The 25,573-nt window shown below is 43.3% G+C and carries 19 protein-coding genes, 1 tRNA gene, 3 rRNA genes and 1 riboswitch; of the genes, 5 read left to right on the top strand and 18 right to left on the bottom strand.

Annotated features, from left to right (window positions below):
- Nucleotides 1–135: 135 nt before the first annotated feature.
- On the bottom strand, nt 136–3,039 hold the full coding sequence (gene rapA, locus A4G13_RS09540; protein ID WP_090654214.1) for an RNA polymerase-associated protein RapA: 2,904 nt from the start codon (nt 3,037–3,039) through the stop codon (nt 136–138).
- A 410-nt stretch (nt 3,040–3,449) separates the two neighbouring features.
- Between rapA and pnuC the strand changes: the two genes are divergently transcribed.
- Nucleotides 3,450–4,175: a nicotinamide riboside transporter PnuC gene (gene pnuC, locus A4G13_RS09535; protein WP_011199375.1), complete on the top strand. Its 726-nt coding sequence runs from the start codon at nt 3,450–3,452 to the stop codon at nt 4,173–4,175.
- Between the two features lie 85 nt (nt 4,176–4,260).
- Here pnuC and A4G13_RS09530 read toward each other — a convergent pair whose 3' ends face one another.
- The 8 genes from A4G13_RS09530 to nudC form a co-directional block, all read right to left on the bottom strand.
- On the bottom strand, nt 4,261–4,827 hold the full coding sequence (locus tag A4G13_RS09530; RefSeq protein ID WP_090654217.1) for a manganese efflux pump MntP: 567 nt from the start codon (nt 4,825–4,827) through the stop codon (nt 4,261–4,263).
- Nucleotides 4,828–4,953: 126 nt separating this feature from the next.
- Nucleotides 4,954–6,165: an MFS transporter gene (locus A4G13_RS09525; protein ID WP_090654238.1), complete on the bottom strand. Its 1,212-nt coding sequence runs from the start codon at nt 6,163–6,165 to the stop codon at nt 4,954–4,956.
- Nucleotides 6,166–6,346: 181 nt separating this feature from the next.
- Nucleotides 6,347–8,179, bottom strand: coding sequence for a glutamine--fructose-6-phosphate transaminase (isomerizing) (glmS, locus tag A4G13_RS09520; protein ID WP_090654219.1), 1,833 nt, complete (start codon nt 8,177–8,179; stop codon nt 6,347–6,349).
- 63 nt (nt 8,180–8,242) lie between these two features.
- Entirely contained in the window at nt 8,243–9,019 is a 777-nt protein-coding gene (locus A4G13_RS09515) for a DeoR/GlpR family DNA-binding transcription regulator (protein WP_011199369.1), read from the bottom strand.
- Nucleotides 9,020–9,153: 134 nt separating this feature from the next.
- On the bottom strand, nt 9,154–9,429 hold the full coding sequence (locus A4G13_RS09510) for an HU family DNA-binding protein (RefSeq protein ID WP_011199367.1): 276 nt from the start codon (nt 9,427–9,429) through the stop codon (nt 9,154–9,156).
- A 165-nt stretch (nt 9,430–9,594) separates the two neighbouring features.
- Nucleotides 9,595–10,185, bottom strand: coding sequence for a YjaG family protein (locus A4G13_RS09505; protein WP_090654221.1), 591 nt, complete (start codon nt 10,183–10,185; stop codon nt 9,595–9,597).
- Nucleotides 10,186–10,241: 56 nt separating this feature from the next.
- The gene (hemE, locus tag A4G13_RS09500; RefSeq protein ID WP_090654223.1) at nt 10,242–11,306 is read right to left on the bottom strand and encodes a uroporphyrinogen decarboxylase; all 1,065 of its coding nucleotides are present in this window, start codon (nt 11,304–11,306) and stop codon (nt 10,242–10,244) included.
- A gap of 42 nt (nt 11,307–11,348) precedes the next feature.
- A complete protein-coding gene (gene nudC, locus A4G13_RS09495) occupies nt 11,349–12,152 on the bottom strand; it encodes an NAD(+) diphosphatase (protein WP_090654225.1) in 804 nt (267 codons plus the stop codon).
- 196 nt (nt 12,153–12,348) lie between these two features.
- Here nudC and A4G13_RS09490 point away from each other — a divergent pair, with 196 nt between their 5' ends.
- On the top strand, nt 12,349–13,680 hold the full coding sequence (locus tag A4G13_RS09490; protein ID WP_011199363.1) for an NAD(P)/FAD-dependent oxidoreductase: 1,332 nt from the start codon (nt 12,349–12,351) through the stop codon (nt 13,678–13,680).
- Nucleotides 13,681–13,710: 30 nt separating this feature from the next.
- Here the strand turns inward: A4G13_RS09490 and A4G13_RS09485 are convergent, their stop codons facing one another.
- Nucleotides 13,711–14,130, bottom strand: coding sequence for a carboxymuconolactone decarboxylase family protein (locus A4G13_RS09485; RefSeq protein WP_090654227.1), 420 nt, complete (start codon nt 14,128–14,130; stop codon nt 13,711–13,713).
- 74 nt (nt 14,131–14,204) lie between these two features.
- On the opposite strand from A4G13_RS09485, the gene A4G13_RS09480 reads away from it, so the two are divergent.
- Nucleotides 14,205–14,564, top strand: coding sequence for a MerR family transcriptional regulator (locus A4G13_RS09480; protein WP_243739734.1), 360 nt, complete (start codon nt 14,205–14,207; stop codon nt 14,562–14,564).
- 175 nt (nt 14,565–14,739) lie between these two features.
- Here A4G13_RS09480 and rrf read toward each other — a convergent pair.
- From rrf to A4G13_RS09445, 7 genes are all read right to left on the bottom strand, one after another.
- Nucleotides 14,740–14,855, bottom strand: a 5S ribosomal RNA gene (gene rrf / locus A4G13_RS09475).
- Nucleotides 14,856–15,017: 162 nt separating this feature from the next.
- Nucleotides 15,018–17,915, bottom strand: a 23S ribosomal RNA gene (locus tag A4G13_RS09470).
- A 173-nt stretch (nt 17,916–18,088) separates the two neighbouring features.
- Nucleotides 18,089–18,164 (bottom strand) — tRNA-Glu (locus A4G13_RS09465).
- A gap of 153 nt (nt 18,165–18,317) precedes the next feature.
- A 16S ribosomal RNA gene (locus A4G13_RS09460) occupies nt 18,318–19,860 on the bottom strand.
- The 16S, 23S and 5S rRNA genes sit together here with 1 tRNA gene alongside, the layout of an rRNA operon.
- A 381-nt stretch (nt 19,861–20,241) precedes the next feature.
- Nucleotides 20,242–20,757: a menaquinone-dependent protoporphyrinogen IX dehydrogenase gene (gene hemG, locus A4G13_RS09455; protein WP_090656800.1), complete on the bottom strand. Its 516-nt coding sequence runs from the start codon at nt 20,755–20,757 to the stop codon at nt 20,242–20,244.
- Complete coding sequence (locus A4G13_RS09450; protein ID WP_090656798.1) at nt 20,757–22,220, bottom strand: TrkH family potassium uptake protein; 1,464 nt, start codon at nt 22,218–22,220, stop codon at nt 20,757–20,759. Before A4G13_RS09450 ends, hemG begins: the two co-directional genes overlap by 1 nt.
- A gap of 11 nt (nt 22,221–22,231) precedes the next feature.
- Nucleotides 22,232–22,840: a YigZ family protein gene (locus A4G13_RS09445; protein WP_011199357.1), complete on the bottom strand. Its 609-nt coding sequence runs from the start codon at nt 22,838–22,840 to the stop codon at nt 22,232–22,234.
- 88 nt (nt 22,841–22,928) lie between these two features.
- Here A4G13_RS09445 and tusA point away from each other — a divergent pair, with 88 nt between their 5' ends.
- The gene (gene tusA / locus A4G13_RS09440; RefSeq protein ID WP_011199356.1) at nt 22,929–23,168 is read left to right on the top strand and encodes a sulfurtransferase TusA; all 240 of its coding nucleotides are present in this window, start codon (nt 22,929–22,931) and stop codon (nt 23,166–23,168) included.
- Nucleotides 23,169–23,220: 52 nt separating this feature from the next.
- On the opposite strand, the gene ribB is transcribed toward tusA, so the two are convergent.
- Nucleotides 23,221–23,865 carry a 3,4-dihydroxy-2-butanone-4-phosphate synthase gene (ribB, locus tag A4G13_RS09435; protein ID WP_011199355.1) on the bottom strand — a complete coding sequence of 215 codons (645 nt, stop codon included), beginning with the start codon at nt 23,863–23,865 and terminating at the stop codon, nt 23,221–23,223.
- A 97-nt stretch (nt 23,866–23,962) separates the two neighbouring features.
- Nucleotides 23,963–24,114: riboswitch (FMN riboswitch) on the bottom strand.
- A 189-nt stretch (nt 24,115–24,303) separates the two neighbouring features.
- Between ribB and nadR the strand changes: the two genes are divergently transcribed.
- Complete coding sequence (gene nadR / locus A4G13_RS09430) at nt 24,304–25,563, top strand: multifunctional transcriptional regulator/nicotinamide-nucleotide adenylyltransferase/ribosylnicotinamide kinase NadR (RefSeq protein WP_011199352.1); 1,260 nt, start codon at nt 24,304–24,306, stop codon at nt 25,561–25,563.
- Nucleotides 25,564–25,573: the final 10 nt, after the last annotated feature.

Genomic DNA, 25,573 nt, shown 5'->3' with positions numbered 1-25,573 from the left:
TAATCCGTATTTTTATATTTCATTCAATAGACAGAAACCAATTCTCTCACTTGCCCGTTTCTAACTAGTTTGAGTTAATAAAAAAGCTATTTTCTTGTTATCGGAAAATAGCTTTTTATAATTTATTAATAATGCCTATTCTTTATTGCTGACAATAACCCGTAACGAATCCAGCCGCCAATTGGCTTGATCCAGTTGTGTCAAAGACTGTTCGCGGATCTGCGCTAAAATATCAATTTCATCCTGACGGATATTTTTATTCACCGCTTTTAGGGCGTTCAAACGATCAAGTTCCGCGCTTAATGTCTGATCCGCTTTTTGTTTTGCGCTTTGAATGATTTCCCGTGCCTGTTCGGCAATATGTTTATCGCTGCCGGCAATCAATCGTTCAATATTAGGTCGGATCATTTTTGCCATTTTATTTGCCATATTTCTCTTTACCGGACGTAATTGTTTTTCCAGAGCCTGAAAAGAAACCTGCGCGGCTAAATTATTACCTTTTGCATCAAGCAACAAACGCACCGGCGTAGGCGGTAGGAACCGGGTTAACTGCAAGCCTTTCGGTGACTGGCTTTCCACCACATAAATAAGCTCCAGCAACAAAGTTCCCGGCGGTAAGGATTTATTAATTAACAAAGACACCGCTGTTTTGCCGATATCGCCTGAAGTAATCAAATCAATACCGTTGGTGACAATAGGGTGATCCCAGGTTAAAAATTCTAACTCTTCACGGGCAAGCGAAAGCCGGCGATCAAAGGTCACTGTTACGCCTTCTTCTTTTAACCCGGGGAAATCAGGCACTAACATTGTGCTTGCGGGTATAATCGCAATGGACTTCTCACCTAAATCTTCTTGTTCTATACCGATAACATCAAATAAATTCAGTACAAAATTCACCAATGCAGTGGAATTATCTTCGTCTGCAATATGTTCCGCCAATTTTTGCGCCCGTTCGCCGCCGTTGGAATTTAATTCCAATAGACGGTCACGTCCGTTTTCCAGTTCCTGTTTCAGCACCTGTTGTCGTTTACGGGTTTGCGCTACAAATTCCTCAAAACAGTCTAATTGTGTCGGATTTTTCACAAAATTTTTTAATTTTTTACCGCACTCTGTAAAAATCGTCATTCCCATCGGGCAGGTTTCTTCAAAAGCATTCAAACCTTCGTGATACCAACGCGCCAGTACTACTTGCGGCGTGTCGGCAAAACAAGGCGTGTGAATCCGAATATCCCGGGTTTGTCCGATACGGTCTAAACGTCCGATACATTGTTCTAATAAATCGGGATTATCCGGTAGATTAAACAACACTAAATGACAGGCAAACTGGAAATTGCGCCCTTCGGAACCGATACTTGAGCTTAATAGAACCTGTGCGCCTTCCTCCTGTAGAGCAAAGTAAGCGGATGCTCTATCCCGCTCCACAATCGACATGTTTTCATGAAAAACCGCACTGCGAATGACCTCTTTCTCCCGCAACGCCTGCTCAAGCTGAATAGCCGTATTCGCATGACGACAAATAACCAACACTTTTTCCTCACGGTGATTTTTCAGAAACGTAATCAGCCATTCCAGGCGGGGATCAAATTCCCACCATTTTGCTTCAGGGTTCATTTTCTGGAAAATCTGTTCCGGATAAAACAATCCGTCACCAATTTCTTCCCCTAACAAATTCATCACTTTCACCGCATTGACGTATTGTTTCGGCATTTCCAGCGTCACCTGATTATATATGCGATGAGGAAATCCTTTTACCCCCTGACGCGTGTTGCGAAACAATATGCGGCTGGTACCGTGACGATCCACTAAATTATCAATTAATTCTTGACGCGCTTGCAGACGTTCGCTTTCCTCTGCCATTGAATTAATGACTTTAAATAAAGGTTCGACGTCTTGTTCTTCCAACAAATCGGCAATGGCATTTTGTTCTGCCGTATTCAGCGGTTTTTCATTTAATAAGGTTTGTACCGCTTCCGCCACCGGCTGATAATTTTTCTGTTCCGCCACAAAGGCATCGTAATTATAAAATCTGTCCGGATCTAACAAAGCAAGGCGGGCAAAATGGCTTTCTTGCCCGAGCTGTTCCGGTGTGGCGGTTAATAGTAATATCGCCGGAATTCTGCGGGATAATTGTTCCACCACCTGATATGCCATGCTTGGTTGTCGTTCCGACCAAACCAAATGATGAGCCTCATCCACAATCAGCATATCAAATTCAGCCTGTAAAATTTGTTGCGTCCGTTTCGGTTGGGCAACAATCCAGTCTAACGAACAAATAATCAGGTTTTCGCTCTCGAAAGGATTGCGTTCTTCATCATATTCGTTAGCGGCAAAGTCCGCCGCCCGTTCCTCATCAAATAAAGAAAAGTGCAAATTAAAACGACGGAGCATTTCCACCAACCATTGGTGCTGTAAGGTTTCCGGTACAATAATCAATACTCGTTCAACTTTGCCGGCAAAAAGCTGCTGTTGCAAAATCATGCCCGCTTCAATGGTTTTTCCCAACCCCACCTCGTCGGCTAACAGCACGCGCGGATTCACACGGCGCCCCACTTCGTTGGCAATATGCAATTGATGGGGAATCAAGCCCGCCCGAATGCCGCGCAATCCCCGTAACGGCGATTGAAATTGCGCCTGTTGCTGCTGAAGCGCATGGTAACGTAAAGTAAAACGGTCGCTACGATCAATTTGCGCGCTAAACAGGCGCTCCTGCGGCTTGCTAAACGAAATTTTGTGAGCCAGATCCATTTCTCTCAATACCGCTTCTTCCTGCGTATCAAGGCGAATGGTCAAATAAATCAATACGCCGTTATTTTCCATTACATCAATAACCTGTGCTTTCCAGCCCTCATGATGAACGACGGTATCCCCTTTTTGAAACTCCACCCTTGTTAACGGCGCGGCTGCTAATGCGTACACACGTTGTTCATCCGATGCGGGAAATAAAATTGTTACCGTACGGTTATCCATACCCACAATAACGCCTAATCCCAGGTCATTCTCACTCTCACTAATCCAACGTTGACCAACGGCAAACGACATAATTCTCCAACCTATGTATCAAATAAAAATGTAAATTTTTGTAAAAAAGGGGGCTATTTTAGCGATCTTGTTTATAAAAATAAATCGGCCTCATGGAAAAATCACCAAAAACGACCGCACTTTTTCCTATTGCGCTTATTATTGACAAGTAAAGCGGGTGGTGTAAGAATTCCGCAATGATGATTTAGTGCTCGTTTATCTTTTATAACTGTTTGCGTTGTCGCCTAAAATAGCCGCCGGCTAGGCGTAAAACGCCGTGAATAGACAACAGCCCTATTAACAAGTTTTACAACGACGCATATGGCTATTTTAGGCACACTCCGAAGGGACGAGCTTATTTTTCGCCGACTCCGCGTTGAAAATCGTTTGTTTATCTTTTATAAACAGACCCTAACCTAAGGACAGAAACCATGAGTTTATCAAAAAGTTTAAAAGACGAGTTTTTTGGCGGTTGGACGAAATTTGAAGCGTTTTGGCTGATTCTTTTCCTCGCAATTCAAATCGGTCTTTTTATTTACCAACCTGACAGCTGGATTGCCACTATCGCCGCCATTACCGGTATTATCTGTGTGGTATTTGTGGGTAAAGGAAAAATCAGTAATTATCTGTTCGGCTTTATCAGCGTTTCCCTTTATGCCTACACGTCTTATACCTTCAAACTCTACGGCGAAATGATGTTGAACTTATTGGTTTATGTACCGGTGCAATTTATCGGTTTTTTTATGTGGCGAAAACATATGACAAACAAGAACACCTTAAACACGGCGGGCGTTGAGGAAGTGATAGCCAAAGCATTAACCGCCAAACAATGGGTTCTCGTTATTCTCGCCGCAGGTTTGGTTACTTATGCCTATATCGAATGGCTGCGTCATTTAGGCAGCGCATTACCCGCTCTCGACGGCGTGACTGTGGGCGTTTCAATTGTGGCGCAAGTACTGATGATTCTACGTTATCGCGAACAATGGTCATTATGGATTATCGTCAATATCCTTACCATTTCCCTCTGGGTTGGCATGTATTTAGAAAACGGCGAAACAAGCCTGCCGTTACTTACCATGTATATTATGTACCTGTGTAATTCTATTTACGGTTATTATAACTGGACGCAATTAGTAAAAAAACATCAAGCGGGTTAAACAAAATTCGGCAAAAAAATACCGCACTTTTTAATAACAAAGTGCGGTATTTTTTTATACATTTTTTAAACGACGGAAATATCGCTTAACCGAATAAAGTATGCTCCAACAGAATTTTCACGCCTAATCCGATTAAGATTAACCCGCCTAAAATTTCCGCCTTAGTTTTTATCTTCTTGCCTAAAAAGTGTCCGCTTTTCACTCCGATAATGGATAAAGCGGCAGTAATTAAACCGATTGTTACAACAGAAGAATAAATATCCACCGATAAAAAAGCGAAAGTTACGCCAACAGCTAAGGCATCAATACTGGTGGCAAAACCTAAGGTCATCATGGTTTTAAAATTAAAATCATTGGAACAAGAATCTTCATCATCTTCATCACTCAAAGACTCACGCAACATATTGACACCGATAAGAGCCAACAGAAAAAAGGCAACCCAATGATCATAATCCGTAATGTACTCGCTAAACTGAACACCAAGCAAAAAACCGATTAACGGCATCACAGCTTGAAACAAACCGAAGTACAAGCCTGCTTTCAGAGCACCGCACCATTGGAATTTCTCCATCGCTAAACCTTTGCAAATCGAAACGGCAAAAGCATCCATTGATAGCCCGAAAGCCATCACCCACAATGAAAACAAAGACATAAAAAGCCCGATAATAAGAATAGGATAAAAAAGAGCGCTTATTATAAAAGAAAAAGTGCGGTCTGTTTATCGATAATTTTAAAAATCGAGTAAAACTGACCGCACTTTTCAATAGATGAAATAGCCCTATTTCAGCGCTTTTCCTTTTAATTCCGGAATAAGGAAGACAGTTGCAATCATATCGATCACATAAATCACCGCTAATAATGCAATAGCGATTTTAAAGGAATAGGCGGACACCACTGCGCCAACAATCACCGGACCGAAGCCACCCACGGCGCGACCTAAGTTAAATAACACGTTTTGTGCCGTAGCTCGAGCTTCCGTCGGGTAAGCCTCGGACATCAACGCGCCATAACCGCCCATCATACCGTTTACAAACATACCTAATGCGGCACCGGCAAAGAGCATGATTGCAGGATCCGTTAATTGTGAATAGGCGATAATACTAATCACCGCACCAATCTGGAATAATAAGAAACTGGGTTTGCGCCCGATTCGGTCTGCAAGACGGCCGAAAATCCAAATACCCGCCATCATGCCGCAGACGGTTACCGCCGTCCACACACCGGATTTAGTTAAACTGAATCCTAATTGTTTAGACAAGAAATTCGGTAACCAAATCATAATGCCGTAGTAACCGAAATTTTGTACCGAGGTTAGTACTACCATGCCTAAACTGACTTTTGCAGTAGCAACATCTTTTATCAATAACTTAAACGGTGATTGTCGCTTTCCGGTTGCAACTTCCGCCTGTTTTTGCACGAATACTTCCGGTTCGTGTAATTTAGCACGTAAATACCAAGCCACAAAAGCCGGGAAAATGCCCACCAAAAACATGCCGCGCCAGCCGATAACCGGTAGCAATAGCGGCGTTAATAACGCCGCCGCCAACACCCCGACTTGCCAGCCTAAGGCCACATAGGAAGAAGCTTTGGCACGATGACGTGCCGGCCAGGCCTCCGCCGCGAGTGCCATACCGATACCGAATTCACCGCCTAAGCCAATGCCGGCAATAGTACGATAAATTAATAAATCCCAATAACCCTGAGCAAATGCACATAATCCGGTAAATACGGCAAATAACACAATAGTCCAGGTAAGAACCCGTACACGCCCGTATTTATCGCTTAACGCACCAAAAATAATCCCACCGGCTACAGCGCCAATCAGCGTCCAGGTTACCAAAGAACCCGCTTGTGTCGGAGATAGGGATAAATCCGCCGAAATGGCGGAAAGCATAAAACCGAGAATTAAAAGATCAAACCCGTCCATGGCATAGCCCACGGCAGATCCCATTAGGGCTTTCCAGCCGTAACTATTTACTTTATTTGACATTGTGAAGTCCTTTTGTTGCTCGCAGGCAACCTTTAAAGTGAAAGAAGAGAAAAAAGACACTTTCCCTGCTGGGAAATTGAGGCGTAGTTTAGGTAATTCCGCCTGATTTGGCAATAAAATTTCGCAAAAAAAGACCGCACTTTTATTTAAAGTACGGTCTTTTTTCATTAAGTTTTACGTCTTATTCCACGGTTACCGCTTTCGCAAGGTTACGCGGTTGGTCAACATCGGTACCTTTGATTAAGGCGATATGATATGAAAGCAATTGTAATGGCACGGTATAGAAAATCGGCGCCGTCACTTCATCTACTTTCGGTAACACAATTGTTTTGAAGTTATCGGAATCTTCAAAACCTGCGTCACTATCGGCAAAAACATACAGCTGACCGCCGCGGGCGCGTACTTCTTCGATATTGGATTTTACTTTTTCCAATAAATCGTTTTCAGGCGCTACCACCACTACCGGCATTTCGCTGTCGATTAACGCTAACGGACCGTGTTTTAATTCGCCCGCCGCATAAGCTTCCGCATGAATATATGAAATTTCTTTCAGTTTTAAAGCGGATTCCATAGCAATCGGATAATATTCGCCGCGACCTAAGAATAAGGTATGATGTTTTTCCGCAAAATCTTCCGATAATGTTTCAATTTGTTTATCAAACACTAAGGCGCTTTCGATTTGAGCCGGTAAGCGTTGTAAGGATTGAATGATATGGTGTTCCTGCTCTTCGCTTAAATTGCCTTTCAAACGACCGATCGCCGCATTTAACAACAACATACAGGTTAATTGGGTGGTAAAGGCTTTGGTTGACGCCACACCGATTTCCACGCCCGCACGGGTTAAGAAGGCAAAATCAGATTCGCGGACTAAAGAAGAACTTGCCACGTTACAGATTGTCATTGCCGACATATAACCGGATTCTTTTGCCAAACGTAATGCCGCCAAAGTATCCGCCGTTTCACCGGATTGTGAAAGAGTGATTAACAGGCTGTTCGGACGGGTTACGAATTTACGGTAACGGAATTCAGAGGCGATTTCCACATCGCAGCTTACGCCCGCAATAGCTTCAAACCAGTAACGCGCCACCATACCCGCATTGTATGAAGTACCGCAAGCCACGATTTGAACATGTTCCACTTTTGATAAAATTTCAGCGGCATTCGGTGCGATGGCTTCAATGTTGACTTTACCTTCTTTGATACGTCCGTCTAAGGTGTTCATAATCGCAACCGGCTGTTCAAAAATTTCTTTTTGCATGTAATGACGGTAAGGGCCTTTATCCGCCGCATCCGCTTCAAAGTTACCTTCGTGGATTTCACGTTCTACTTTTTGACCGTCACGGGTATAAATCTGTACGGACTTACGGGTGATTTCCGCCACATCGCCCTCTTCAAGATAAGTGAAACGGCGAGTTACGCTTAATAAGGCTAACGGATCCGAAGCTAAGAAGTTTTCGCCGACACCATAACCGATTACCAACGGGCTGCCTGAACGGGCAACGATTAAATGTTCGGGTTCTTCTTCGTTTAATACTACCGTACCGTATGCGCCACGCAGTTGTTTTACGGTTTTTTGTACCGCTTCCAATAAAGAACCTGCCGTACGGAATTCCCATTCCACTAAGTGGGCAATAACTTCGGTATCGGTTTGTGATTGGAAGACATAACCGCGTTCTTGCAACAGCGTTCTTAATTCTTCGTAGTTTTCGATAATCCCGTTATGCACGACGGCAATTTTGCCTGAACGATGCGGGTGCGCATTAGCTTCGGTCGGTTCGCCGTGAGTTGCCCAACGGGTGTGCGCAATACCGGTTCCGCCTAATAACGGTTTTTCGGCAATCGCGTCATCTAAGGCTTTTACCTTCCCTACGCGGCGAACAATTTGCATTTCATGCGCATTATTCAATACTGCAACACCGGCCGAATCATAACCGCGATATTCTAAACGATGTAAACCATCGACTAAAATTTCCGCCACATCACGTTGCGCTACCGCACCAACAATACCACACATAAGTTTTTTCCTCTTAGTTGCTGTGGGGCTTTCCCACTAAATGGTTAAATATAAACTTTTCAATTATTTCGCAATAATCACTTCGATATTATGTCGTTCAATAACCGCTTTATCTTTTTCCGACAGCAAATCATCCGTTACTAACACGTCAATCTGCTGCCAATTCAATTCTAAATTTGGCATTTTGCGTCCGATTTTCTGGCTCTCCACCATCACAATCACTTCCCGGCTCACTTCCGCCATCACCCGGCTAAGCTCCACCAACTCGTTAAAAGTGGTGGTACCGCGCGCTAAATCAATGCCGTCAGCACCAATAAAAAGCTGGTCAAAATCGTAAGAACGCAACACTTGTTCCGCCACTTTACCTTGAAAAGACTCCGAACGAGTATCCCAGGTACCGCCGGTCATCAGCAAAGTCGGTTCGTTTTCCAGTGAACGTAATTCGCTTGCCACCGACAGGGAGTTGGTCATCACCACCAATCCTTGTTTACTGTTCAACTGCTTGATTAAAGCCGCCGTTGTGCTGCCACTATCAATAATAATACGATGATGATCTCTAATCCGCTCGGCCGCCGCTTTTGCTATAGACAACTTTTGTTTCGAAAGGTTCTCATCTTGTGACTCATCCATTAAATCTTGCGGCATCAAAATTGCCCCGCCGTAACGACGCAACAAAAAACCATTAGACTCAAGTGCAGTCAAATCTTTACGAATGGTAACTTCCGAGGTTTCAAATAGTTGAACTAATTGTTCGACACTCACTTCGCCTTTTTGTTGTAACAATTGCATAATACCGTGTCGGCGCTGTTGCGTATTTCGTTGCTGAAAATTTCGCTTCATAATAAAAAAACACCAAAATAAGTTTCGATTCGAAATTTTATAGAGGATAAATCTAAATGTAAATATTTTATTTGGTTAAATTTTGTCACAAAAAAACCCTGCAAAAGCAGGGTTTAAAAATAATTATCGACTAATTAACCGTTTACAGCATCTTTTAATGCTTTACCAGATACGAACGCAGGAACTTTAGATGCTGCGATTTGAATTTCTGCACCTGTTTGCGGGTTACGACCTGTACGAGCTTTACGTTCGCTCACTTTGAATGTACCAAAGCCGATTAATTGTACTGAATCACCAGCTTTTAAACTTGCTGTGATTGCGTCTAGAGTTGCTTCTAATGCTGCTTTAGCTTGTTTTTTGTTTAACTCAGCTGCACTAGCAATCGCATCAATTAAATCCGTTTTGTTCATAAATTAGACCTTCTTTATTTTCTATTAAACTTGGTTATGTCTTCGATAAAGCTTATATTTTGTTTACCGACACCATCAGTAACTGTTAATAACAGCGTGTAAAGCTTAATCTAACTTTGCAAGAAAGCAAAGTATTATCTGTCAATTTTGAGACAAATATCTCGTTTAATGCTCAATTTCTATACCGATATTCGAAATCCCTGCCTCTCTGAGCTCATTTTTCAGGTCAAGAATCAAATTTACGCTGCGCTCTTCCTGCTCTTTTAAAGTACGATAAATTTGCCATTGAACGTCAAGTTCCTGTTGAATATCTTCGCGCGCTTTCAATTCGGTTTCCGTTAATTCGTGATCCTCTTGCGTTTCTAACATCGTCACAATGGTTTGTAAAGAAAGCTGACTGACTTTAATTGCTTGTTCTAATACAGAACCCGCAATAATTGCGTGCAATAACTCGGATAACGCTTCACAAGCATCCAGTGCAGGAACAACGCCGAAAAATTCATAATCGTTAACGTCGGGAATAATGTTCTCTAATTTTTCCAACTGATTATCAAAATTAATTTTCGCCCCTTTAACCGTCAGGGATTCCCATACCAAATTTAAAATATTTTGATAAACTTTTCCGTTTTCACTTTGTTCCGTTACTTTGCAAAACAATTGATAATTCGGATACATTCGTTCACATAAACAAGCCATGAAAGTCAGAGTTTGCCAGGTTTCGAAATTTTCAAGGCGTTTATGAATTGGGTTTCGCATAGGTGTGGTTCCTTACTCTTGAAATTTGGGCGAAGCATAAACCCGCCCTGAAATTATTATTTATGATATGGTTTTGAATACTGGTGAATCGCATCCACAAACACTTTCGGACTTTCAACCGGCACGTCCTGATGAATGCCATGTCCTAAATTGAATACATGCCCGGAACCTTCGCCAAAATCAGCCAAAATCGACCGCACTTCTTGCTCTATGCGTTCAGGCGCAGCATATAATACCGAAGGGTCCATATTACCTTGTAAAGCCACTTTATGTCCTACCTGCGCTTTCGCTTGAGCGAGATTTACCGTCCAGTCCAAACCGATGGCGTCACAGCCCGTATCGGCAATAGCATCCAGCCATAAACCGCCACCTTTGGTAAACAAGGTAACCGGCACTTTACGCCCGTCGTTTTCGCGAATTAAGCCGTTCACGATTTTATGCATATATTGCAATGAGAAATCTAGATATTCGCGATGGCCTAATACGCCGCCCCAAGTATCAAAAATCATGACCGCCTGTGCGCCGGCTTTAATTTGCGCATTTAAATAAAGAACGACGGAATCCGCTACTTTATCCAGTAATTTATGTAATAGCTTAGGTTCCGCATACATCATTTTTTTAATTTTTGTGAACGCTTTTGTAGAGCCGCCTTCAACCATATAAGTGGCTAATGTCCAAGGGCTGCCGGAAAAACCGATTAGCGGAACTTCACCGTTAAGTTCTCGACGAATAGTGCGAACCGCATTCATCACATATTGCAACTCCTGTTCGGGATCCGGAATCGGCAGATTTTCAACCGCACTTTTAGTTTCAACAGGACGGTCAAACTTAGGCCCTTCACCGGCGCCAAAAGTTAAACCTAACCCCATTGCATCGGGAATTGTTAAAATATCGGAAAATAAAATCGCCGCATCCAACTCATAACGGCGCAAAGGCTGCAAAGTTACTTCGCAGGCAAGATCCGCATTGCGACAAAGAGACATAAAATCGCCGGCTTCAGCGCGAGTCGCTTTATATTCAGGCAAATAACGTCCGGCCTGGCGCATCATCCATACGGGCGTCATGTCCACTGGTTCGCGTAATAATGCTTTTAAATAACGATCATTTTTTAAGGTTGTCATTAACTTTCAGTTTCCTCCGGTTACAATAGCGGTTTAGCTATTCTATTTATCTTGATGTTCGGCGCAAAGTTGCAAAGTCGCTTCAATTAATGCCCGTGCGATTGTTCCTTTCTCCGGAAATTCGGGATAAGGTTCGTCATACCGGAACCATTTCGCATCAGCAATTTCTTCCTCTTGCAAACGAATTTCGCCACTTTCATAATCCGCTAAAAAACCGACCATTTGCGAATTTGGAAATGCCCAGGGTTGGCTACCGAAATAACGTATATTCCTTACTTTTATACCGGTTTCTTCAAACACTTCACGATGTATGGTTTGTTCAAAGCTTTCACCCACTTCAACAAATCCCGCCAATGTGGTGTACATACCTCCTTTGCCGTATTTCGGCGCATGACGACGATGATTAGCCAGTAAAATTTCTTTACCGCGGCGAATGGCAACAATAATTGACGGGCAAATAACCGGATAAGTCCGGTAATTACATTCCTCATTCGTGCATTGTACCGCCCACTCGTCCTCGGTCTGTATAGTTTTGTCGCCGCATTTTCCGCAAAATTGATGGGTTTTAAAGAAATGGTTTAATTCAACGCCGCGATTTAACAAATTGAAGGTACGTTCGGGCAGGTAAAGTTGATCCCGTAAATCAAAATAGGCTCTCGTATCATTCGGCTGCTCTTCCACTAACCATAAAGGTTGTTGATCTAACTCACCAATTACCATGCCTTTTTTACCTTGCAGATGAAAATCTTCAGCCCTCCCTTCCGGTAAGTAATTATTAACCAAATGAATATGAGAACCTTGAGAAAGCAACCAGAAACCATAATCGGAAGAACGAATAAGCTGCATAATACATACGACCTATGAAAATTACGAAAAAATAACCGCACTTTGAGTGCATAAGTTCTGCATTATAAAGAAATTCCCAGAATTAGTGAATTCTTTCGGGTGCTTACCTGAGAAATCATAGCTATTTTTTAAAAATTATTTATAATTGTTAAATTAATGTAAATTTTTTTGATTTTTTAACTTTTTAGGAGCTTTTATGAAAAATATCGTCATCGTAGGCGGTGGAGCCGGCGGATTAGAGCTGGCGACTTATCTGGGTAATAACCTGGGCAAAAAACAGCGCGCCAATGTGGTGCTTGTGGATAGAAATCAAACCCACTTATGGAAACCCTTGTTACATGAAGTCGCTACCGGTGTATTGGATTCCGAAACCGACGCGGTTAGCTATCGTGCTCATGCACATAATCATTATTTCAATTTCGAACAGGGTTCCATCACCAGAATCGATCGTACGAACAAATATGTGGAATTAGCACCTGTTACAGGGCAGGAGGGCGATGTATTAGTAGTTGCCCGCCGTATTCCTTATGATTATTTAGTCATTGCTATCGGCAGTAAATCTAACGATTTTAATACCAAAGGCGTTGCCGAAAATTGTATTTTCCTGGATAGCCCGAATCAAGCTTTGCGTTTTCAACACAAAATGCTGGAATTATTCTTAAAATTCTCGGAAAACAACGCGTTAGAAGAAATAGGTGAAGACGATAGCAAACAGCGGCTAGTACAAGACGGAAAAGTGAATATTGCGATCGTCGGCGGCGGCGCCACCGGCGTTGAACTGTCCGCCGAATTATTTAATGCGGCACAGCATTTATCTTCTTACGGTTACGGAAAAATCCAAAGCGGTCATTTACAAGTAACGTTAATTGAAGCGGGTGATCGGATTTTACCGGCGTTGCCGGAACGCATTTCATCTTCCGTTCAACAAGAATTGGAAAACCTCGGCGTTACTGTAAAAACCGGTACAATGATCACGGAAGCTACAGAAAAGTGTCTGATCACAAAAGAAGGTGAAGAAATTAACGCGGATTTAATGGTCTGGGCGGCTGGCATCCGAGTATCCGCCATTACTCAACAATTTGACGGACTGGAAGTTAACCGCATTAACCAGTTAAATGTAAAGAATACCTTACAGACAACCGTTGATGACAGTATTTTTGCTATCGGCGACTGTGCCTTCTTATTACAAAAAGACGGTAAACCGGTACCGCCGCGAGGCCAAGCCGCAAACCAGATGGCAACAATATGCGGTCAGAATATCGTTGCATTATTTAACAACAAGCCGTTAAAGGATTTCCATTATTTTGATAAAGGTTCTCTCGTTTCTCTATCAAAATTTACCGCACTCGGAAATATTACAACGGGCAAAAGAAGTTCATTAACCATTGAAGGACGTTTAGCGCGTTTAGCCTACATCTCGCTATACCGCCTGCACCAACAAAAACTTCACGGCTGTTTTAAAACCGGCTTAATTATTTTAATCGGACGTTTAAACCGATTCATCCGTCCGTCATTGAAATTACATTAAAAATAAAAGGAGCATTTTGCTCCTTATTTTTTACTTAAAAGTGCGGTCGGTTTTTTCAAAATTTTCCGTACCGTCCCTTTCTGAAAATACTTCCTTTGCAACAAATACCGCATTCAATACCTTAGGAAAGCCTAAATAGGGTATGCATTGAATAAAGGTTTCTACAATTTGCTTACGAGATAAACCTACATTCAAAGAGGCGTGAATATGTACATGAAGCTGTTTTTCACAGCCTCCCTGCGAAGCCAACGCCGACAATGTGATTAATTCCCTTTGCTGTAAATCTAATCGCGGACGATTGTAAATCTCACCGAAAGCAAAACTGATAATATATTTGCCTAAATCAGGTGCAATATCGGATAAAGCGTCCATTACTTTATCTGCCTGTGAACCATCTATTTCTTTAAGCTTCTTTAATCCTTCTTCTAAAAGTTGTTGATTATGTAACATGGTTTCTCCTTATTGTTTATTGAAATCGACAATAAGGTTAAACTATGGAGCAAACTCTAAAGCAAGGAATTTTTATGCATATTAAAGAATTTTCTACAAAAATAGGTTTATCCATAGATACGTTGCGTTACTATGAAAAAGAAGGGTTACTTAATCCCGCTCGCAATAAAAGCGGTTATCGTAACTATGGCAAACAGGATCTTGAATGGATTGCGTTTATTCTAAAATTAAAAGCGATGGGCGTACCTTTAACGCAAATAAAGGAATATGCACGGCTCCGTTATTTGGGCGATACTACAATTCCCGAACGTTACGCTATTTTGCAGGCGCACAACCAAAAATTAGTTGAACAAGAAAAAGAAATTAAAAAATATCAACAATTTTTAGCACATAAATTATCAATATACGAAGAAGTAATGAAAAAACAGAATTAAATTACGTTTTTCAAATGTAAAATGGCGGTAAAAAAGTGCGGTAAATTTTCCTACAGTTTTGCGCCTACGCGCGTCAATGGCGGTGATGACGCGCCGGTTCAGTTAGTAGGTATGGGTGTGAGCACAAGCACAAAAAAAAGCCCTCATCTCTCGATGGGGGCCTCTCTTCATAACAACCTGGCGGTGACCTACTCTCACATGGGGATACCCCACACTACCATCGGCATAACAGCGTTTCACTTCTGAGTTCGGCATGGATTCAGGTGGGACCACTGCACTATCGCCGCCAGGATAATTCCGTTTCAGATACTGACCGCGGATTCTTCTCTCCGCTATCACTAGCCTACTTCTAGTCTTCTACTCTTCTATTCTCTAAAATTAAAAACAAGCCGATTCCCTGACTACTTACTTATTCCGTAATAACTTTCACTACCAAAAACACTTGAGCGTTGTATGGCTAAGCCTCTCGGGCAATTAGTACCGGTTAGCTCAACGTCTCGCAACGCTTACACACCCGGCCTATCTACGTCGTCGTCTCCAACAACCCTTACAGTATTAAATACTGGGAGAACTCATCTCGAGGCAAGTTTCGTGCTTAGATGCTTTCAGCACTTATCTCTTCCGCATGTAGCTACCCGGCAATGCGTCTGGCGACACAACCGGAACACCAGTGATGCGTCCACTCCGGTCCTCTCGTACTAGGAGCAGTCCCTCTCAATTCTCCAACGCCCACGGCAGATAGGGACCAAACTGTCTCACGACGTTTTAAACCCAGCTCGCGTACCACTTTAAATGGCGAACAGCCATACCCTTGGGACCTACTTCAGCCCCAGGATGTGATGAGCCGACATCGAGGTGCCAAACACCGCCGTCGATATGAACTCTTGGGCGGTATCAGCCTGTTATCCCCGGAGTACCTTTTATCCGTTGAGCGATGGCCCTTCCATTCAGAACCACCGGATCACTATGACCTGCTTTCGCACCTGCTCGACTTGTCCGTCTCGCAGTTAAGCTTGCTTATACCATTGCACTAACCTGACGATGTCCGACCGTCATTAGCAAACCTTCGTGCTCCTCCGTTACTCTTTGGGAGGAGACCGCCCCAGTCAAACTACCCACCAGACACTGTCCGAGTACCCGTTCCAGGCACTTCGTTAGAACATCAAACGTTAAAGGGTGGTATTTCAAGGATGGCTCCACGATAACTGGCGTTACCGCTTCAAAGCCTCCCACCTATCCTACACATCAAAATTCAAGGTTCAGTGTCAAGCTATAGTAAAGGTTCACGGGGTCTTTCCGTCTAGCCGCGGGTACACCGCATCTTCACGGCGATTTCAATTTCACTGAGTCTCGGGTGGAGACAGCCTGGCCATCATTATGCCATTCGTGCAGGTCGGAACTTACCCGACAAGGAATTTCGCTACCTTAGGACCGTTATAGTTACGGCCGCCGTTTACTGGGGCTTCGATCAGGCGCTTCTCTTGCGATAACGCCATCAATTAACCTTCCAGCACCGGGCAGGCATCACACCCTATACGTCCACTTTCGTGTTTGCAGAGTGCTGTGTTTTTAATAAACAGTTGCAGCCAGCTGGTATCTTCGACCGGTTCAACCTTCAAGGGTATACCTCTACAATCTACGCCGGCGCACCTTCTCCCGAAGTTACGGTGCTATTTTGCCTAGTTCCTTCACCCGAGTTCTCTCAAGCGCCTGAGTATTCTCTACCTGACCACCTGTGTCGGTTTATAGTACGGTTTATTATAATCTGACGCTTAGTGGCTTTTCCTGGAAGTGTGGTATCGGTTACTTCGGCACCTTAGCGCCTCGTCATCATCTCTCGGTGTTGATAAGCGTCCGGATTTGCCTAAACGCTCCACCTACCAACTTAAACGACCATTTCCAACAGGTCGATAACCTAACCTACTCCGTCCCCACATCGCAATTATAACAAGTACGGGAATATTAACCCGTTTCCCATCGACTACGCTCTTCAGCCTCGCCTTAGGGGCCGACTCACCCTGCCCCGATTAACGTTGGACAGGAACCCTTGGTCTTCCGGCGAACGGGTTTTTCACCCGTTTTATCGTTACTTATGTCAGCATTCGCACTCGTGATACGTCCAGCAGCCCTCTCGAACCACCTTCTTCCGCTTACACGACGCTCCCCTACCCAACAGTGTTTCCACTGATGCCGCAGCTTCGGTGCTATATTTGAGCCCCGTTACATCTTCCGCGCAGGCCGACTCGACTAGTGAGCTATTACGCTTTCTTTAAATGATGGCTGCTTCTAAGCCAACATCCTAGCTGTCTAAGCCTTCCCACTTCGTTTCCCACTTAATATAAACTTTGGGACCTTAGCTGGCGGTCTGGGTTGTTTCCCTCTCCACGACGAACGTTAGCACCCGCCGTGTGTCTCCTATGCATTACTCTTCGGTATTCGCAGTTTGCATCGGGTTGGTAAGCCGGGATGGCCCCCTAGCCGAAACAGTGCTCTACCCCCGAAGGTATTCACATAAGGCTCTACCTAAATAGATTTCGGGGAGAACCAGCTATCTCCCGGTTTGATTGGCCTTTCACCCCCAGCCACAGGTCATCCGCTAATTTTTCAACATTAGTCGGTTCGGTCCTCCAGTTAGTGTTACCCAACCTTCAACCTGCCCATGGCTAGATCACCGGGTTTCGGGTCTATATCATGCAACTCGACGCCCAGTTAAGACTCGGTTTCCCTTCGGCTCCCCTATTCGGTTAACCTCGCTACATAATATAAGTCGCTGACCCATTATACAAAAGGTACGCAGTCACCCTCGCGGGCTCCCACTGCTTGTACGTACAAGGTTTCAGGTTCTATTTCACTCCCCTCACCGGGGTTCTTTTCGCCTTTCCTTCACAGTACTGGTTCACTATCGGTCAATCAGGAGTATTTAGCCTTGGAGGATGGTCCCCCCTTCTTCAAACAGGATTTCTCGTGTCCCGCCCTACTTCTCGCAAGCTCAGTACCACACAATGATTTTCAAGTACGGGGCTATCACCCTGTGCCGCCCGGCTTCCCAGCCGGTTCCTCTAATCCTCATGCTATCACTTGCAGGCTCTTACGCTTTCGCTCGCCGCTACTTACGTAATCTCGGTTGATTTCTTTTCCTCGGGGTACTTAGATGTTTCAGTTCTCCCGGTTTGCCTCAATAACCTATGGATTCGGTTATTGATAGTAGATTCTTCATCTACTGGGTTTCCCCATTCGGATATCTTGGGTTAGACGCTTCTTATCAACTCACCCAAGCTTTTCGCAGATTAGCACGTCCTTCTTCGCCTCTGATTGCCAAGGCATCCACCTTGTACGCTTAGTCACTTAACCATACAACCTCAAGTATTCTTATACCTGTGTCGTTCGTTATTACTAAACACTTGACCGCTTTTGCTCGGCCAAGATTTTTTTATACTCAGACTTTCTTTTCAGAAAATCTCTCAGTTTTTCAGCTTGTTTCCAATTTTTTAAAGAACAAAAAGACAATAAAAATCATCTTTAAATGGCGTCCCCACGGGGATTCGAACCCCGGTTACCGCCGTGAAAGGGCGATGTCCTAGGCCTCTAGACGATGGGGACAACAGTTAAAGCGGATCTCTCGACGCCTTCGCTTGTTCCGCGCTTTTCTCCTTTTATTACCAGACCTAGATGATAATAAAAAAGTGCGGTCGTTTTCTTCTCTTTTTCTATCAAACAATCTGTGTGAACACTTGCCAGTCGCCTAAAACTTAGTAAGGAGGTGATCCAACCGCAGGTTCCCCTACGGTTACCTTGTTACGACTTCACCCCAGTCATGAATCATACCGTGGTAAACGCCCCCCCGAAGGTTAAGCTATCTACTTCTGGTACAACCCACTCCCATGGTGTGACGGGCGGTGTGTACAAGGCCCGGGAACGTATTCACCGCAACATTCTGATTTGCGATTACTAGCGATTCCGACTTCATGGAGTCGAGTTGCAGACTCCAATCCGGACTACGATGCACTTTCTGAGATTCGCTCTACCTCGCGGTATCGCCGCCCTCTGTATGCACCATTGTAGCACGTGTGTAGCCCTACTCGTAAGGGCCATGATGACTTGACGTCATCCCCACCTTCCTCCGGTTTGTCACCGGCAGTCTCCTTTGAGTTCCCATCTTTACATGCTGGCAACAAAGGATAAGGGTTGCGCTCGTTGCGGGACTTAACCCAACATTTCACAACACGAGCTGACGACAGCCATGCAGCACCTGTCTCAGAGCTCCCGAAGGCACTCCCGTATCTCTACAGGATTCTCTGGATGTCAAGAGTAGGTAAGGTTCTTCGCGTTGCATCGAATTAAACCACATGCTCCACCGCTTGTGCGGGCCCCCGTCAATTCATTTGAGTTTTAACCTTGCGGCCGTACTCCCCAGGCGGTCGATTTATCACGTTAGCTACGAGCACCAGGCCTAAAGCCCAATCCCCAAATCGACAGCGTTTACCGCGTGGACTACCAGGGTATCTAATCCTGTTTGCTCCCCACGCTTTCGCATATGAGCGTCAGTATCTTCCCAAGGGGCTGCCTTCGCCTTCGGTATTCCTCCACATCTCTACGCATTTCACCGCTACACGTGGAATTCTACCCCTCCCTAAAGTACTCTAGACTCCCAGTCTGAAATGCAATTCCCAGGTTAAGCCCGGGGCTTTCACATCTCACTTAAAAGTCCGCCTGCATGCCCTTTACGCCCAGTTATTCCGATTAACGCTCGCACCCTCCGTATTACCGCGGCTGCTGGCACGGAGTTAGCCGGTGCTTCTTCTGTGATTAACGTCAATTGCTTGTCCTATTAAAACAAACACCTTCCTCGTCACCGAAAGAACTTTACAACCCGAAGGCCTTCTTCATTCACGCGGCATGGCTGCATCAGGGTTCCCCCCATTGTGCAATATTCCCCACTGCTGCCTCCCGTAGGAGTCTGGACCGTGTCTCAGTTCCAGTGTGGCTGGTCATCCTCTCAGACCAGCTAGAGATCGTCGGCTTGGTAGGCCTTTACCCCACCAACTACCTAATCCCACTTGGGCTCATCTTATGGCGGGTGGCCCGAAAGTCCCACCCTTTAATCCGAAGATATTACGCGGTATTAGCGACAGTTTCCCGTCGTTATCCCCCTCCATAAGCCAGATCCCCAAGCATTACTCACCCGTCCGCCACTCGTCGGCAAAGAAAGCAAGCTTTCCTCCCGCTACCGTTCGACTTGCATGTGTTAAGCCTGCCGCCAGCGTTCAATCTGAGCCATGATCAAACTCTTCAATTTAAAAAGTTCAATCGCTCAAAATACTGACTATAAATCATTAATTAAATTAACTTTGTTCAGCACTCTAAGTCTTGTTTAAATTTTTTGTTTAAACGAATCTTTCAAGTGCCCACACAGATTGTCTGATAAATTTTTAAAGAACGGTTGCATTAAGCAAGGAAGGGAATTCTATTAAAAGCCGATTTCATTGTCAAGCAAACATGTTCAATTTTTTACTCAAATTTACTTATTTTTTATTTTACTTGCTTCCCTTGCGGTGCGGAGGCGTATTATAGAGATTTCAGATTGACTTGCAAGATCTTTTTTAAAAAAATCTTTTAATTGCTTTTTTATTGAACAATTTTGCATAACTTAATGATAAACGGCACAATTTTTTGACTATTAATTCATATTTTGGATCTTTTTAGCAAAGTTTTTCACGCTTTCCCAGTTAGTAAATTCAATTTCTTTGGTAGGATCCGTCTCTCCACCCGTTATTTTCATAATGAATTGGATCATGATCCGATCAATCCATTTGTATCTCGGATAAAACAACGCGCCGGCAAATACGGCTGAATCCGTCGGTTTCCAATGAATCTTTGCTAAGAACTTACGTACATAAACATTAGTTTCCGGCGTATCTTTACCTGCCTTACGCGCTGTGAGATTCACACCATAAAAATAGCCGAGCTTGGTCTGTAAAAGTGCGGTATGTTTTTCAATAAATTTATAAAGATTTTTATCAAAGCGTCCGTAACGAATGGAAGCGCCGATAATAATGCGGTCGAAATCCGCAAGGTTTTGCGTTAGCTCGGTCAGATTAACAACTTCGGCGCCCTTGTCTAAATTCTGAGCCAGATATTCCGCTATTTTTTTCGTTTGTCCGTCATGAGTTGAATAAAGAATGATTGTTTTCATTATGCTTTCCAGAAAGTTGGGCTAAATAAAGCAAGTAAGGTGAAAATTTCTAAACGTCCGCATACCATTGCAATAGTTAAAATACATTTTGCACTATCAGGAATTTCAACCATATTACTGTTGACGATGCCCATTGCAGGCCCAAGGTTATTAATGCAAGCCAATACCGCATTAAATGCGTTAAATACATCGACGCCGCAAGCGATAACCCCTAATAGACAAATGATGAAGACCAATAAATACGCAGAAAAAAATGCCCAAATACTCCCGATTACTCTTTCATCTAAAATACGTTTTCCCCATTTGATCGGATAAACTAAGTTCGGATGAACAAAAAGTTTAAGCTCACGTTTTCCCTGCAAATACAATACTAAAATCCGCGCTACCCGAACACCGCCGCCAACAGACCCGGCACAACCGCCGATAAAAGATGCTATAATGAGCAACATTGGCACAAAAGACGGCCATGCCGAGAAATCCGATGTGGTATAACCTGTTGTGGTTGAAATAGAGACGGATTGAAAAATTACCTGCTCAATATTTTCCCAAGTGGTTTCGAAATAAGAATGACTAAGCATGACCGCCGAACAAATCAAAATCAAAATTACCTGAATGCTAACAAAAAACCGGAATTCCGGATCATTACGGTAAATTTTAAAAAAACCGCCTTTATTAATCTCGGAGAACGCACGGAAATGTAATGCAAAATTACAGGCTGAAATCCATAAAAAAACGGCGGTAATTAAATTAATCCAACTATCATTAAAATAGCCGATACTGGCATCATGAGTAGAAAATCCGCCGATGGATACGGTAGAGAAGCTATGGCTAATAGCATCAAAAGGAGACATACCCGCCAAGTAATAGGCAAGCGCACATAAAATAGTTAATGAGGCATAAATAAACCAGAGAATTTTGGCGGTTTCCGCAATACGGGGGCGCATTTTCTGTTCTTTCATCGGCCCCGACATTTCGGCGCGATATAATGACATTCCGCCGATACCCAATAACGGAATAATGGCAACCGCTAACACGATGATCCCCATTCCGCCCATCCATTGCAACAATTGGCGATAAAAAAGGATCGCTTTAGGCAAATCATCCAGCCCCACGATGGTTGTTGCACCGGTAGTAGTTAAACCGGAAAACGCTTCAAAAAAAGATGAGGCGACGGTTAAATCCGGATATTCAAACAGCATAAAAGGAATACTTGCCAGACTGCCCAAAACCACCCAAAAGGCAACCACAATAATGAACCCTTCGCGGGAACGTAATTCTTGTTTATGGCTATGACAGCTCCACCAAAGTGTGGTTCCGACAATTAGGCTGATTACAAAAGATTGCATAAAGGCTTTACCGCCGCCGTCACCATAAATTAAAGCGACAAAAGCAGGCGCCAACATAGCGACTGAAAAACACATAACCAAAATGCCCACAATCCGAACGATGGATAATATATGCACAATATTCTCTCTTATTCCGCAGGTTCAATAGTCAACTGTCCGGCGGAACGTTCTGTTAATTCTTGTTTGAAAGGTTCAAGTTTATCATCACTAATCGCTAACTGAAACCATACATTTTCTTGGAAAAGCTGGTTCTCAATCAAAACATTATATCTTTCGCAGAGTAATTGTAACCAATTGACCTGTCCATAATCGCAATATAAGCCATAAACCTGGCGTTCAATTTTTACCGTTGTTTCCAATAATTTTAGAGCCTGTTGCACGCCGTTACCGTAAGCGCGAACCAACCCGCCGGTCCCTAATAAAATTCCACCGTAATAACGCACCACAACAGCACTGATTTCACCGATTTGACTGCCTTGCAATGCGCTCAACATCGGTTTACCCGCCGTTCCCGCCGGTTCTCCGTCGTCGGAAAAACCTAATTTCTGAGAATTATTAGGCGCTCCCGCTACACTCGCCCAGCAATGGTGGCGAGCACCGGGATGACGCAGTTTAACGTCTTGCCAAAACGCCTTGGCTTCAACCAGCCCTTCAGTATGCCGCAAATAGGTAATGAAGCGACTTTTCTTAATTTCTTCTTCAAAAACGACCGCACTTTTAGGGATTAAATATTCCATTTACTTTTCGCAAATATCTTTAATTTTGACCAAACTGCACTTGAGTTGTATGATAGCGCCTTAAATTAATAGTATGAAGTATAACACAATGAATGAAATCATTAGTAATCATACCCTTGATGCATTAGGTTTACGTTGTCCGGAACCGGTTATGATGGTACGCAAACAAATCCGCCATATGCAAGACGGTGAGGTGTTATTGATTATCGCCGATGATCCGGCAACAACAAGAGATATCCCAAGCTTTTGCCAATTTATGGATCACACGTTGTTAAACAGCGAAACCGAAAGCCTGCCCTTCAAATACTGGGTAAAAAAAGGATTGTAATGCAAAAAAGTGCGGTAAATTTTACCGCACTTTTGCTATCTGTTTTCGCTGATTATTTATTGTATTTAGTCCGATACGCAATCAGATCTTCAATAGTCACCACCGCATAACCGAATTTTTGTGCAAACGCCACTAATTCCGGCGTTCTGGCCATCGTGCCGTCGTCATTGGTAATTTCGCAAATAACGCCTGCCGGTTTATAGCCGCAAAGACGCGCCAAATCAACGGCAGCCTCGGTATGTCCCGGACGGGCTAATACGCCGTTTTCAGCCGCTCTTAACGGGAATACATGTCCGGGATGGTGTAAATCCGACGGTTTTGCGTTATCCGCAACCGCAACTTTCACTGTGGTGACGCGATCTGCGGCGGATACGCCGGTGCTGACCCCTTCGGCGGCTTCAATTGTCACCGTAAAGGCGGTTTTATTCACACTGGTATTCGCAGCAACCATTGGCGGTAATTCCAGTTTTTGGCAAAGCTCATCGGTAATACATAAGCACACAATACCACTGCCGTAACGAATTAATTTCGCCATTTGTTCCGTAGTAATTGTTTCTGCGGGGAAGATAAGATCACCTTCATTTTCACGATTTTCATCATCTAAAACTAAAACGCCGTTACCTTGTTTGAAAGTATCAAGTGCGGCAATAACACGTTCTTCAGACGAACCAAATGAAGCTAATAATGACTGATTCATAGTAAATTCCTTTATTAATATAAATTATTGATACCAGAATCAGGGCTGATTATAAAAAGAACTCGGCGCAAGTTCTTAAAAAAACTTGCGAAGCGTTTTTTATTCTCTTTCATCCAGACTTTAACTGTTGGCTTTGGAATCTCACCAAATCTGCTGACCCTAATTCTACATCACATAAAAATAGGCGCTCGTGGGCTTATGTAAACATATACCACCAGTAGGGAATTTCACCCTGCCCTGAGAATGCCCGCATAGTATAGCGCAAAGTTTCTGGCGAAAAAATGGTTTTAAATGTTTTTATTTGTAGCAGGATTGCATACAATACAAATTAATTATGCAGATTACAGTACAAATATATCGCGAATACAAAGTGCGGTTAATTTTTTCGCATTTTTATCATATTTATACTTCATAATGTGAAGAAACAAGGAATACCTCATGTCTAATTTTTCTTATTTACAACAAAAACGTAAACAACTAAATCTCAAGGTAAACGATATCTGTGAGCAAGCTAATGTTACGCGGGCTTACTTTAATCAACTTGTAAGTGGAAAAATAAAAAACCCCAGTGCGGCAAAATTAACGGCATTACATAAAGCATTACAAATTACGGAACAAGACAACAAAAAAGTCGGCGTGATTTTTGGCAAATTTTATCCCGTGCATACCGGCCATATCAATATGATCTATGAGGCCTTCAGTAAAGTGGATGAGCTACATGTAATTGTGTGCAGCGATACCGAACGTGATTTGCAGCTTTTCTATGACAGCAAAATGAAGCGTATGCCAACAGTGCAAGATCGTTTGCGCTGGATGCAACAAATTTTCAAATATCAAAAGAATCAGATTTTTATTCACAATCTGGTGGAAGACGGTATTCCGAGTTATCCGAACGGCTGGCGAGCCTGGTCCAATGCGGCAAAAGCATTGTTTAAAGAAAAAGAAATTAATCCGACGGTAGTATTCAGCAGCGAACCACAGGATAAAGCGCCTTATGAAAAATACCTTAATTTAGAAGTACATTTGGTTGATCCGGCGCGTGAATCTTTTAATGTATCCGCCACAAAAATCCGCACTCAGCCGTTTAAATATTGGAAATATATTCCAAAAGAAGTGCGCCCGTTCTTTGCCAAAACCATAGCTATTTTAGGAGGAGAAAGTAGCGGTAAATCCGTGCTTGTCAACAAATTGGCGACGGTTTTTAATACGACTTCCGCTTGGGAATACGGACGTGATTTCGTATTTGATAAACTTGGCGGCGACGAACAAGCTATGCAATATTCTGATTATCCGCAAATGGCGCTCGGTCATCAGCATTATATTGATTATGCCGTGCGTCATGCTCATAAAGTAGCATTTATTGATACGGATTTCATTACCACGCAAGCATTTTGTATTCAATATGAAGGAAAACCGCACCCGTTTTTGGATTCTATGATTAAAGAATATCCTTTTGATGTGACTATATTGCTAAATAATAATACAAAATGGGTAGATGACGGACTACGTAGCCTGGGCGATTATAAACAACGCCAACGTTTTCAACAGTTACTGAAAAAATTGTTAGATAAATATAAAGTTCCTTATATTGAAATTGAGTCACCAAGTTATTTAGAACGCTATGATCAAGCAAAAGCGATTGTTGAAAAAGTACTGAATGATGAAGAAGTCTCGGAACTGACTCATGAAAACGATTAATCTATTTTAA

This window comes from Basfia succiniciproducens (assembly GCF_011455875.1).
Lineage (GTDB): Bacteria > Pseudomonadota > Gammaproteobacteria > Enterobacterales > Pasteurellaceae > Basfia > Basfia succiniciproducens.
Note: the sequence above shows the minus strand (reverse complement) of the source record. Positions and strands in the feature narration are given on the sequence as shown.

Bases quoted from the DNA above. Each gene is read 5' to 3' on its own strand.
- A4G13_RS09530 (WP_090654217.1), bottom strand. From the start codon at position 4,827: ATGTCTTTGTTTTCATTGTGGGTGATGGCTTTCGGGCTATCAATGGAT.
- tusA (WP_011199356.1), top strand. From the start codon at position 22,929: ATGAATGAAATCATTAGTAATCATACCCTTGATGCATTAGGTTTACGT.
- A4G13_RS09485 (WP_090654227.1), bottom strand. From the start codon at position 14,130: ATGTTACATAATCAACAACTTTTAGAAGAAGGATTAAAGAAGCTTAAA.
- A4G13_RS09515 (WP_011199369.1), bottom strand. From the start codon at position 9,019: ATGAAGCGAAATTTTCAGCAACGAAATACGCAACAGCGCCGACACGGT.
- A4G13_RS09525 (WP_090654238.1), bottom strand. From the start codon at position 6,165: ATGTCAAATAAAGTAAATAGTTACGGCTGGAAAGCCCTAATGGGATCT.
- A4G13_RS09445 (WP_011199357.1), bottom strand. From the start codon at position 22,840: ATGGAATATTTAATCCCTAAAAGTGCGGTCGTTTTTGAAGAAGAAATT.
- rapA (WP_090654214.1), bottom strand. From the start codon at position 3,039: ATGTCGTTTGCCGTTGGTCAACGTTGGATTAGTGAGAGTGAGAATGAC.
- A4G13_RS09510 (WP_011199367.1), bottom strand. From the start codon at position 9,429: ATGAACAAAACGGATTTAATTGATGCGATTGCTAGTGCAGCTGAGTTA.
- nadR (WP_011199352.1), top strand. From the start codon at position 24,304: ATGTCTAATTTTTCTTATTTACAACAAAAACGTAAACAACTAAATCTC.
- A4G13_RS09505 (WP_090654221.1), bottom strand. From the start codon at position 10,185: ATGCGAAACCCAATTCATAAACGCCTTGAAAATTTCGAAACCTGGCAA.
- glmS (WP_090654219.1), bottom strand. From the start codon at position 8,179: ATGTGTGGTATTGTTGGTGCGGTAGCGCAACGTGATGTGGCGGAAATT.
- hemE (WP_090654223.1), bottom strand. From the start codon at position 11,306: ATGACAACCTTAAAAAATGATCGTTATTTAAAAGCATTATTACGCGAA.
- hemG (WP_090656800.1), bottom strand. From the start codon at position 20,757: ATGAAAACAATCATTCTTTATTCAACTCATGACGGACAAACGAAAAAA.
- pnuC (WP_011199375.1), top strand. From the start codon at position 3,450: ATGAGTTTATCAAAAAGTTTAAAAGACGAGTTTTTTGGCGGTTGGACG.
- ribB (WP_011199355.1), bottom strand. From the start codon at position 23,865: ATGAATCAGTCATTATTAGCTTCATTTGGTTCGTCTGAAGAACGTGTT.
- nudC (WP_090654225.1), bottom strand. From the start codon at position 12,152: ATGCAGCTTATTCGTTCTTCCGATTATGGTTTCTGGTTGCTTTCTCAA.
- A4G13_RS09480 (WP_243739734.1), top strand. From the start codon at position 14,205: ATGCATATTAAAGAATTTTCTACAAAAATAGGTTTATCCATAGATACG.
- A4G13_RS09490 (WP_011199363.1), top strand. From the start codon at position 12,349: ATGAAAAATATCGTCATCGTAGGCGGTGGAGCCGGCGGATTAGAGCTG.